Raw genomic sequence first — 5,828 nt, forward strand, 5'->3', positions numbered from 1 at the left:
TCCTTCAGGATATGGTTCAGCGCATGGCCGATGTGCATATCGCCGTTGGCGTAGGGCGGGCCATCATGAAAGATGAACTTGGGCCGGCCGGCGCGGGCGTCGCGCAGTTGGCGATATTGATCGGCGGCCTGCCATTTGGCCAGAATCTGCGGCTCGCGCTCCGGCAGGCCGGCTTTCATCGGAAAGTCGGTTTTCGGCAGGAACACGGTGGAGCGATAATCTGGCACGGTCATATGTGCGGGCTTTAGGGGATGGGGGCGGTTGTGTCACCTGTCCCCTGTACTTCACCTCTCTCACGGCGGGAGAGATGATTAGGGCCGCAGCGCCGCTCGCGCTGCATCGGCGTCCATTGCGATCTGCGCCTTCAGGGCTTCCAGCCCCGGCAGTTTCATTTCGGGGCGCAAATAGGCAATCAACTCCACGGCCAGGTGCTGGCCATAAAGATCGCCGCTCCAGTCCATCAGCCAGGTTTCCAGCAGCTCCAGCGGCGGTTCGATCATCGGGCGGATGCCCAGATTGGCGACGCCGTCCACGCGGCGGCCATCGGGCAGCACCACGCGCACCGCATAGACGCCGTAGGCCGGGCGGACATGATCGCCCAGCACCATGTTGGCGGTGGGGAAGCCCAATGTGCGGCCCAGCTTGGCACCGTGTTCGACCGTGCCGGTTATCGTGAACGGCCGGGTGAGCATTTGCGCCGCTGTGCCGGGCTGGCCGGCGCGCAAGGCGGCACGGATGCGGGTGGAGCTGATGATGCCCGCGCTGTCCTGCACGGCATCGACAACGCGGGCGGCAAAGCCATTGGCTAGCCCGAGCCGCGCCAGTTCGGTTACATCGCCCGAACGGTTCTTGCCAAAGGTGAAATCGCCCCCCGTCACCACGCCGGCCACGCCCAGCCGCGTGAACAGCCATTCGTCGACAAATTGCGCGGCCGATTGCGCGGCCAACGCGCGACTAAACGGCATCACCACGGCACCGTCCATGCCGAACTCGTCCAGCCACTGCGCCCGTTGCGCAATCGTCGAAAGCGCAAACGGCGGCAGATCGGGCTGAAACAGCCGCGCCGGATGCGGATCAAAGCTGGCGACAAGCGCCGGCCGGCCCAATTTGCGCGCCCAATCGCGCGCTGCGCCCACCACCGCCTGGTGGCCGGCATGAAAGCCATCGAAATTGCCCAGCGCGGCAATGCCGCCGCGCAAATGCGAGGGCAGGGCAGCGCCCCGAGAGATCAGCTCCATTCGATCAAATCCATCGTTCGGGCTTAGCGGGGGGCCAGCCCGGCGGCAAGCAGCCGCGCCGCATTGCCGCCCATCACCTTGGCAATGTCCGCCTCGCTCAGGCCAGCGGCAAGCAGTGCGTCGGTCACGGCGGCAATGTGCGCGGTATCAAAACCAACCGTTACGGCGCCGTCATAATCGCTGCCCAGCCCGACATGATCGATCCCCGCCACCCGCGCGGCGTGCAGGATCGCCTTGGCCGTGGCCTGCGGCGTCGGCTGGCACACGGCGGCATCCCAATAACCGATGCCGATCATGCCGCCGTTGGCGCTGAGCGCGCGCAGTTGATCATCACTGAGGTTGCGCGGTGTGTCGCAGGTGGCCTTGACGCCGCCGTGCGACACCACCACCGGCCGCGCCGCGATGCGCAGCACATCGGCCACCGTTGCGGCGCTGCTGTGCGCAACATCGATGATCATGCCGCGCGCTTCGGCTTCGCGCACCACTTGCGCGCCAAATGGGGTCAGGCCGCCCTTGTTGATGCCGTGCATCGATCCGCCGACTTCGTTGTCGAAAAAATGCACCAGGCCCAGCATGCGAAATCCGGCGGCGTGCAGGCGGGCGACATTGGCGATATCGCCTTCCAGATTCTGGCTGCCTTCGGTGGAGAGCAGCGCGCCGGTCACCTTGCGGCCGGCAGCGCGATCGCTCAGCAGGCGGGCCAGAGCGGCCGGCGTCTTGATGATGCGCAGGCGCCCGGCGGCGCGATCCTGGGCATCGTGGAGTTTCTGTGCGTGCCACAGGGAGCGTTCCAGCAGGCTGCTCCAGGTGCGCACCGGCTGCAACTGGCCGACCGCCAGCAGGGTGATATTGTCGGTATCGCCGGAATTGCTGTCATAATTCTGGTTTCGCGGGGTTTTGGTGACGCTGGAAAACACCTGCAGCGCGACATTGCCGGTTTCCAGCCGCGCCAGATCGACATGGCCCTGGCTGGTTTCGGACAAGAGATCGCGTTTCCACATCAGCGTGTCGGCATGGAGATCGATCACGCTCAGCCGGCTGTGCAGCGCAGCGGCCGGCGGCGCCACCGGCCAGGCTGCGCCGGTGGTGCGGTTCATGCCGCGTTCGGCGATGCCGGGCAGAAAGCCGAAGAATCCTATGGCAGCCAGCAACAGCAGCCCGCCCGTCCCCAGCAGCAATGTTCGCATGAAATCCCCCCGAATTGCCCGCGCTACCGCCGTTCCAGCGTGATGAAGGCAAAGCCCGGCATATCACCGTCTGGCGCGTGGGTAACCCTGGCGATTTCCTGCCAGCGGGCGGGATCAAAGGCCGGCAGGACGGTGTCGCCCACCGGCTCGGCTGCCACTTCGGTCAATTCGATGCGGGTGGCGATGGGCAGGGCGAGGGCATAGATTTGCGCGCCGCCGATGATCATCACCGTGCCGCGAATGCGCGGGTCCAGGCCGGCTGCCACCACGGCTTCGGCCAGATTGGGCACGATGGTCACGCCATCGGCATGCCAGCCGGCATCGCGAGTCAGCACGATATTCTGCCGGCCGGGCAGGGGTTTTCCGATCGATTCGAACGTCTTGCGGCCCATTACCACTGGCTTGCCAACGGTAATCGCCTTGAAGCGTTTCAGATCGGCCGGCAAATGCCAAGGCAGCGCGCCCTGGTTGCCGATCACACCATTGACGGCGCGGGCGACAACCAGCGTTACATCGAGATTGGTGTTCAGGGTCATACCGCCACCGGCGCCGCAATCGGCGGGTGCGGCGTGTAGCCATCGATGACGAAATCTTCGAGAGCATAGCTGAACAGATCATCCGGCTGGCGGGCCAGCGACAGGCGCGGGAAGGGGCGGGGCGCGCGGGATAGCTGCTCGGTAACGAGATGTTCGTGGTTCAGATACAGATGGCAATCCGCGCCCATCCAGGTGAGCGTGCCGGGCTCCAGCCCGCATTGCTGCGCCAGCATGCGGATCAGCACGGCGGCTTCGAAGATGTTGAATGGAAAGCCCAGGCCGAGATCGCAGCTGCGCTGATAGAGAATGCCCGAAAGGCGCCCATCGGCGACGAAATACTGATAAGTCATGTGGCAGGGCGGCAGCGCCATGCGGTGCAATTCGGGCACATTCCAGCCGGTGAAAATGTGGCGGCGGCTGGATGGGTTGGTTTTCAGGCCGTGGACCAGCTCGCTGATCTGGTCATGCGGCGTATCGGCGCGGTAGCTGCCATCCGCGTTGGCGGCATAGCGCGGCCAGCGCCGCCACTGCACGCCGTACACCGGGCCAAGATCTCCCCAGCGGGCGGCAAAATCATCGTCGGTGACGATGCGCGCTTCGAAATCTTCGCGGCTGATCGGGTCGTTGGTGGCCCGGCGATAGGTCTCCAGCGGCCAATCGGTCCAGATGTGCACGCCTTGCGCCACCAGTGGCTGGATATTGGATTGGCCATTCAAAAACCACAATAATTCTCGAATGGCGGACTTCCAGTACACGCGTTTGGTGGTGAGCAGCGGCACGGTGCCATCGGACAGATCGAATTTGAGCATTTCGCCGAACAGTGCGCGCGTGCCGGTGCCGGTGCGGTCACTGCGCTGCGCGCCGCCGTGCCATACACGCCTAACAAGATTAAGATATTGCTCTTCGCCGGCGTGAATCATTGCCCCTTGTCGGGGATATGGCGAACCGCCGTCAACTGCCGTCCTGTCCACTTCGTGCAGATGCACATGGGGGAAAAATGATGGGCACTGTCGGGATTGGCGTGAGCATCCAGTGCGCCGGCACATACTTTGATGACTGGCTTGGCATGCAATCCAATTTGATTTTCTAGAGATCGGTCGGCGGCATGGCTGGTCGTTTTGACCCTGCGCCAGCCATGCCGCCGCCGAGGGTGCTCCGGTACACCGCCCTGATCTGCAAGCGGCCCTCCCCGTCTGTTTGGCCTTGGCTGTGCCGGAGCACCCACCCCCTTCGCGGCGCGCAATCATGATTGCGGCTGATCTGTTGCCGGTCTGGCATGTTGCGCTGGCCGAAGCGTTGTTGCTGGCGGCGTTGATCACGGCGATCAATGGCGTTGATGATCTGGTGGTGGACATGCTGTGGCGGGTGATGCCGGCGGCAGCGCGGGCCGGGCGGCCGCCACCAGACCAAACGGTTGATCGGCAGCCGGTGTTTGCGATCTTCATCCCGGCTTGGGATGAGGCCGATGTGATCGGCGCCATGCTGCGCCGGCTGCTGGCGGGGCTGGATTGGCCGGATGTGCGCATCTATGTCGGGCTGTATCCAAATGATCCGGCCGGGATCGCAGCTGTGCAGGCCCTGTCCGATCCGCGGTTGCAGCCGGTGATCGGTCCGCGGCCCGGGCCAACCACCAAGGCCGATTGCCTGAACAGCCTGTGGCGCGCGATGCTGGCGGATGAAGCCGCGCGCGGCCGGCTGGTTGATGCCATTGTGCTGCATGATGCCGAAGATGTCGTGCATCCCGGCGAATTGCGCGTGTTTGCGGCCCATATCGCCGGCCGCGCGATGGTGCAATTGCCGGTGCTGCCGCTGCCAGATGCGGCCAGCCCGCTAATCTCCGGCCATTACATGGATGAATTTGCGCAAAGCCACGGCAAGGATCTGCTGGTGCGGCAATGGCTCGGCGCTGGCTTGCCTTCGGCCGGGGTGGGGGTGGCGTTTTGCCGGCGGATGCTTGGCCAGGTGGCGGCAATGCGCGGCGACCAGCCCTTTGATGCCGACAGCCTGACCGAGGATTATGAACTGGGCCAGCGGCTGCACGCGCTGGGCGGGCGCGGCGTGCTGGTGTGGCAGTGGGAAGGCGGCCAGCCGGTGGCCACTGCCGAGCATTTCCCGGCTGATTTTGCCAGCGCCGTGCGGCAGAAATCACGCTGGCTGATCGGCATTTCGCTGGCTGGCTGGGATCGGCTGGGCTGGCAGGGCGGCCTGGTGCAGCGCTGGATGCTGCTGCGTGATCGCAAGGCGCCGCTGATGGCGCTGGTCACGGTGGCGGCCTATGTGCTGGCGCTGCTGCTGGGTCTGGACACATTGCTGCGCATGCTGTGGCCAGCAGCAGCGCGGCTGCCGGCGGCCGCGCAAGGCCCGCTCTTGTGGCTGCTGTGGATCAATTGGCTGCTGCTGGTGTGGCGGCTGCTGCTGCGGGTGTGCTTCACGTGGCGGCTGCACGGCCCGGTCGAAGCGTTGCTGGCGATGCCGCGCGCCGCCGTGGGCAATTTGATCAACGCGGCTGCGGCGGTGCATGCCGTGCGGCGCTATCGTTCCGCGCTGCGCGCCGGGCGGACGCCCCTCTGGGACAAGACGCAGCACCGCTTTCCGGGCGAGGCGTGACGGGTCGCCCGGACAGCGCCGCTGCGCGCCCGGACAGGCGCGCTGCGCGGCCGGACAGGCGCGCTGCGCGGCCGGGCCGCCCGCTGCGGGCGCTGGTGGGTTTCGCGGGGCTGGTGATGCTGTGGCTGGGCTGGCGAATGCCGCTGATCGCAGCGCAATTTCATGCTGCGGCTGCGCTGCTGGCGGTGCCCGCCCGGCTGGAGATTGCGGAGGCCAGCGCCGTGCCCTTGCCGCTGTCGCCGCCGCTGTCGCCGCCGCTG

Annotated in this window: 7 protein-coding genes; 2 read left to right on the forward strand and 5 right to left on the reverse strand. The window is 65.8% G+C overall.

From position 1 onward, the window contains the following. From ABWP50_RS08115 to thyA, 5 genes are all read right to left on the reverse strand, one after another. Positions 1 to 233, reverse strand: a 233-nt coding sequence (locus ABWP50_RS08115; protein WP_353217494.1) for a class I tRNA ligase family protein, incomplete at its 3' end; no start/stop codon positions are given. A gap of 78 nt (positions 234 to 311) precedes the next feature. Beyond that, positions 312 to 1,238, reverse strand: coding sequence for a bifunctional riboflavin kinase/FAD synthetase (locus ABWP50_RS08120; protein WP_353217495.1), 927 nt, complete (start codon positions 1,236 to 1,238; stop codon positions 312 to 314). A 23-nt stretch (positions 1,239 to 1,261) separates the two neighbouring features. Beyond that, positions 1,262 to 2,425 (reverse strand): dipeptidase, encoded by a 1,164-nt coding sequence (locus ABWP50_RS08125; protein WP_353217496.1) that lies wholly within the window; start codon positions 2,423 to 2,425, stop codon positions 1,262 to 1,264. 23 nt (positions 2,426 to 2,448) lie between these two features. Next, the gene (locus tag ABWP50_RS08130) at positions 2,449 to 2,961 is read right to left on the reverse strand and encodes a dihydrofolate reductase (protein WP_353217497.1); all 513 of its coding nucleotides are present in this window, start codon (positions 2,959 to 2,961) and stop codon (positions 2,449 to 2,451) included. Then, a complete protein-coding gene (gene thyA / locus ABWP50_RS08135) occupies positions 2,958 to 3,881 on the reverse strand; it encodes a thymidylate synthase (protein ID WP_353217498.1) in 924 nt (307 codons plus the stop codon). Before thyA ends, ABWP50_RS08130 begins: the two co-directional genes overlap by 4 nt. Positions 3,882 to 4,206: 325 nt before the next feature. Between thyA and ABWP50_RS08140 the strand changes: the two genes are divergently transcribed. Together ABWP50_RS08140 and ABWP50_RS08145 are read left to right on the forward strand one after the other, a co-directional pair. Then, complete coding sequence (locus ABWP50_RS08140) at positions 4,207 to 5,568, forward strand: glycosyl transferase family protein (protein WP_353217499.1); 1,362 nt, start codon at positions 4,207 to 4,209, stop codon at positions 5,566 to 5,568. Then, positions 5,565 to 5,828: hypothetical protein (locus ABWP50_RS08145; RefSeq protein WP_353217500.1), on the forward strand; the 264-nt coding region annotated here is incomplete at its 3' end. The genes ABWP50_RS08140 and ABWP50_RS08145, both read left to right, overlap by 4 nt.

Source organism: Sandarakinorhabdus sp. (genome assembly GCF_040398645.1).
Lineage (GTDB): Bacteria > Pseudomonadota > Alphaproteobacteria > Sphingomonadales > Sphingomonadaceae > Sandarakinorhabdus.